The sequence below is a fragment of the Streptomyces sp. NPDC043870 genome (assembly GCF_056435785.1).
Genome location: NZ_JBWKDT010000018.1, coordinates 143,253 through 146,961, shown reverse-complemented (window position 1 = coordinate 146,961; position 3,709 = coordinate 143,253). Strand labels below are relative to the sequence as shown.

The window sequence follows — 3,709 nt, the reverse complement described above, 5'->3', positions numbered from 1 at the left end:
CCCCACCCCCCCCCCCCCCCCCCCCCCCCCCCCCCCCCCCCCCCCCCCCCCCCCCCCCCCCCCCCCCCCCCCCCCCCCCCCCCCCCCCCCCCCCCCCCCCCCCCCCCCCCCCCCCCCCCCCCCCCCCCCCCCCCCCCCCGGCGCGATCACCGCGGCCGCTGCTCCCGCCGTGAGGGCGAGTGCGGCGGCCAGAGATCTGCTGGCCATGAATCCTCCTGCGGCTCAGGGAGGGTGGGGGATGTGGGGATGTGGGGGTTGCCCGGGGATATGGGGATTGAATTCTCTTGCTGCAAGAATGAAAACCTCACTGCGCAGGTGACCGTAGGGGTAGACGGTCCAACGGTCAATGGTTTCGACATGTGTGCGACACATGGAAGACATGGGTCCGCAAGAACTTGCAGGCTCTGGTCCGAGGCACCGTCGATGTCAGGCAGGTCGGATTACCGGATGCTGGACGTCGAGGACGGAGGAGGGGCGACCCGGCCGCGCGCCCGTCAGGAGACGGCGTTCGTGACGAGACCGGTGTAACCCGAGGACAACTCGGGGGTCAGGGTCGCGCACATCTCCTCCTTCACCAGGATCTCGGCCACCTCCGTCACGTCGGACCCGACGACGGCCGCGGCTTGGTTGATCGGGACGGGCTTGCCGCTCAGCAACAGACGCAGTGCGGGCGGGGCCTTGGCCGTGAAAGTGAGCTTCTTCCCCGAGGCCACGACGTGGACGATCACAACCTCGTGGTCGTCCCAGTGCAGCGGGAAGCCGGATGCCTCGTTTGTCGTCAGATACGCGTTGACCTGCACCCGCTCGTGCGACCACCACTGCAGCGCCCGGCACGCGACTTCCATCGTCAGGTCGAAGACGTCGGCCTGATCGAGGATGACCGTTGCCCCTTCACGCAACAGCCGGCCCAGGCTTTGCATGTTGACCATGGGGATGCTCTGGCCGCGAGGGCTGACGCTGTCGGTGAAGGGACTGCGGGCTTTCGCCTGCCACACCGGCACGGCGGCGAACGCGAGGAGGTGCCGGCCGGTTGGTCGGTGAGCCCCTGATGTCTCCGAGGCGTGCGCGCTGAACGCGTTGGCCGGAGGTCAGCTGCCGGCTTTGAGGGCGTCCAGGTGCCGCCGCAGTACCTGCCGGAGCAGCTTCGGCGGATAGCGGTCCGGCAGCAGCGTCGCCTGGAGAGCGAGTCCGTCGAGGAGGGCGGCCAGTCGCGTGCTTTCCAGTTCAACGTCCATGCCGCCCGGCAGCCCGCCGGCCCACCGGGCTTCGTGCAGCACACGCGACATCAGGGCGTGCAGGTCGGCCTGCATCTCGGCTGCACAGGGCCGCAGTTCGGGGCGGGTGTGTGCCGCGGCGGTGAAGACGAGCCAGAGTGCGGCCTCCTGGCGGCGGGCCTCGTCCAGAGGGAGGAACTCGGCCAGGAGCTCTTCTGTTGCGGCCCGGCGGTCGGTGCGGCCGTCGGGAGCCAGGAGCCGCTCGGCGTGGGTGCGGATACGGTCGCCGATGCGCTGGCTCAGCTCCCTCATCGTGAAGGTCATCAACTCGTCGTGGTCGGCGAAGTAGTGGCGGACCGAGCCGATGGCGAGTCCGGCTTCATCGGCGACGTTGCGCAGAGACGCATGCTCCAGCCCATGCCGGGCGACGACGGACAGGACGGCCTGCGCCACCGCCCTGCGGCGGGCCACGGGATCGACGATCTTTGGCACATTGCTGTTATAGCACGACTGGGCTAACATCATTTTAGCTCAAGCACGCTATAAAGATGGGCGGTATCTGCGTGAACCCCTGGCTGCTCGCCGCGATCATCGCGGTGGTCGTGCTCGTGGTCGTGATCAAACGGATGATCGGCGAACCGGTCAACGTAAGGGATCTCTTCGCGGCCCCGGCGATCCTGACCGGGATAGGCGTCCTGTCCCTCGTCAAGATGACGGACCTGACCGGCACCGACCTCACCTGGGTCATCACGGGCGCCGCCCTCGGCGCGGCACTCGGCGCACTCCGCGGCGCCACCGTTCAACTCGTCGACAAGGGAGGCGTCCTGTGGCAGCGATACACCGGCCGCACCTTCCTCGCCCTGATCGGCACCCTGGCAGTCACGGCCGGCTTCAATGTCCTGGCGGTGAAGATGGGCATGCACGAGAACGCACGCCCCCTCCAGCTCTCCATCGGCGTAAGCTTCCTCGGCGAGTCCCTCATGATCGGCCGCCGCGGCATGGCTTCGGGAATCCCCTTCGCTCCGGCACGTGCTCGCTGACTCATCGCCATACCCCGCACATGTCGGACCCGCTTTGCTGGGTGAACGCGAGCGGACGTCGGCCGCCCTCACCGGCCAGATGGATCTTGCAGGGCAGACCGCCACGGGAGCGGCCCAGGGCCTCATCTGAACGATGTTGAGGGCCTCAATGTCGCGCACATCATCCACGGCGCCTGGGGCGTCGAAGCGCCCAACGGTTTTCTCACCGTCGTCTTCGCCGCGCACGGATGGACCGGGGAACCCGAGAACCGAGAACCCCGCAAGCACTCCCAGGTCCGATGGTCGACGTCAACGCGATCCCCGGAGACTTCGTCGACACCGCCGCGACGCCCTGCCCTGAATCCATCCCGGCGGGCGGCAGCCCTCAGCCCCGCACCCGCGCCGTCGACCCCCGCACCACCAACTCCGGCTGGAAGACGTACTCCGTGCTCGGCACGGGATTGCCCCGGATCTCCTCCAGCAGCGCGCCGACCGCCGCCGACGCCATGGCCTGGACGGGCTGCCGCACGGTGGTCAGTGGCGGATCCGTGAACGGGATCAGCGGCGAGTCGTCGTACCCCACCACGGACAGTCCGCCCGGCACGTCGAGGCCGCGCTCCCGGGCGGCCCTGATGACACCGAGCGCCATCATGTCGCTGCCGCAGACGATGCCGGTGCAGCCCGCGTCGATGAGGTCGGCGGCCGCCGCGTGTCCGCCCTCGACGCTGAAGAGGGTGTGCCGGACGTACCGCTCGGCGCCCGGCCCCGCCGCCTCCAGGAAGCCCTCCGTCTTGCGCCGCGACGGTACGTACCGGACGGGCCCGACCGCGAGCCCGATCCGCTCGTGGCCCAGCTCGGCGAGATGGCGTACGGCCATGGCCGCCGCCATGTGGTCGTCGGGCGAGACGAAGGGGGCGTCGACGAGCTCGTTGTAGCCGTTGACGAGCACGAACGGGACCCGGCGCGCGGCCAGTTCGGCGTAGCGGCCCTGGTCCGCGGCCGTGTCCGCATGGAGCCCGGAGAGGAAGACGATGCCGTCGACGCCGCTCTCCTCCAGCTGCTCGACGAGTTCGTCCTCGGTCGCTCCGCCGGGCTGCTGGCAGCACAGCACCGGCGTGTAGCCGTGTCCGGCCAGGACCTGCTCGATGACCTGGGCGAAGGCGGGGAAGATCGGGTTGGTCAGCTCCGGCACCACCAGTCCGATCAGCCCGGCGCTGCGGCGGCGCAGCCGTACGGGACGCTCGTAGCCGAGGATGTCGAGCGCGGCGAGCACCCGTGTGCGGGTCGCCGCGGAGACGCCCGGCTTGCCGTTGAGGACACGGCTGACCGTGGCCTCGCTGACTCCCGACTGGGCCGCGATGTCGGCGAGGCGGGGGGGGGGGGGGGGGGGGGGGGGGGGGGGGGGGGGGGGGGGGGGGGGGGGGGGGGGAGGGGAAGGAATGGGGGGGTTGGGGGGGGGGGCGGGGATGGTGGTCG

The 3,709-nt window shown here is 70.5% G+C and carries 3 protein-coding genes and 3 pseudogenes; 2 read left to right on the top strand and 4 right to left on the bottom strand.

What is annotated here, in order from left to right:
* Positions 1–494: 494 nt before the first annotated feature.
* Both AC0699_RS22710 and AC0699_RS22705 read right to left on the bottom strand, forming a co-directional pair.
* Positions 495–968, bottom strand: a pseudogene (locus AC0699_RS22710) (JmjC domain-containing protein); the annotation flags it as partial.
* Positions 969–1,088: 120 nt separating this feature from the next.
* On the bottom strand, positions 1,089–1,706 hold the full coding sequence (locus AC0699_RS22705; protein WP_478663074.1) for a TetR/AcrR family transcriptional regulator: 618 nt from the start codon (positions 1,704–1,706) through the stop codon (positions 1,089–1,091).
* A gap of 56 nt (positions 1,707–1,762) precedes the next feature.
* On the opposite strand from AC0699_RS22705, the gene AC0699_RS22700 reads away from it, so the two are divergent.
* Complete coding sequence (locus AC0699_RS22700) at positions 1,763–2,254, top strand: DUF1453 domain-containing protein (protein ID WP_478663071.1); 492 nt, start codon at positions 1,763–1,765, stop codon at positions 2,252–2,254.
* 43 nt (positions 2,255–2,297) lie between these two features.
* On the opposite strand, the pseudogene AC0699_RS22695 reads toward AC0699_RS22700, so the two are convergent.
* A pseudogene (locus tag AC0699_RS22695) lies at positions 2,298–2,393 on the bottom strand (IS5/IS1182 family transposase); the annotation flags it as partial.
* On the opposite strand from AC0699_RS22695, the pseudogene AC0699_RS22690 reads away from it, so the two are divergent.
* Positions 2,393–2,610, top strand: a pseudogene (locus AC0699_RS22690) (NUDIX hydrolase); the annotation flags it as partial. The pseudogenes AC0699_RS22695 and AC0699_RS22690 overlap by 1 nt on opposite strands.
* An 8-nt stretch (positions 2,611–2,618) precedes the next feature.
* On the opposite strand, the gene AC0699_RS22685 reads toward AC0699_RS22690, so the two are convergent.
* Positions 2,619–3,593: a LacI family DNA-binding transcriptional regulator gene (locus AC0699_RS22685; RefSeq protein WP_478663089.1), complete on the bottom strand. Its 975-nt coding sequence runs from the start codon at positions 3,591–3,593 to the stop codon at positions 2,619–2,621.
* Between the last annotated feature and the right edge of the window lie 116 nt (positions 3,594–3,709).

Coding starts and splice junctions, on each gene's coding strand:
- AC0699_RS22700 (WP_478663071.1), top strand. CDS start 1,763: ATGGGCGGTATCTGCGTGAACCCCTGGCTGCTCGCCGCGATCATCGCG.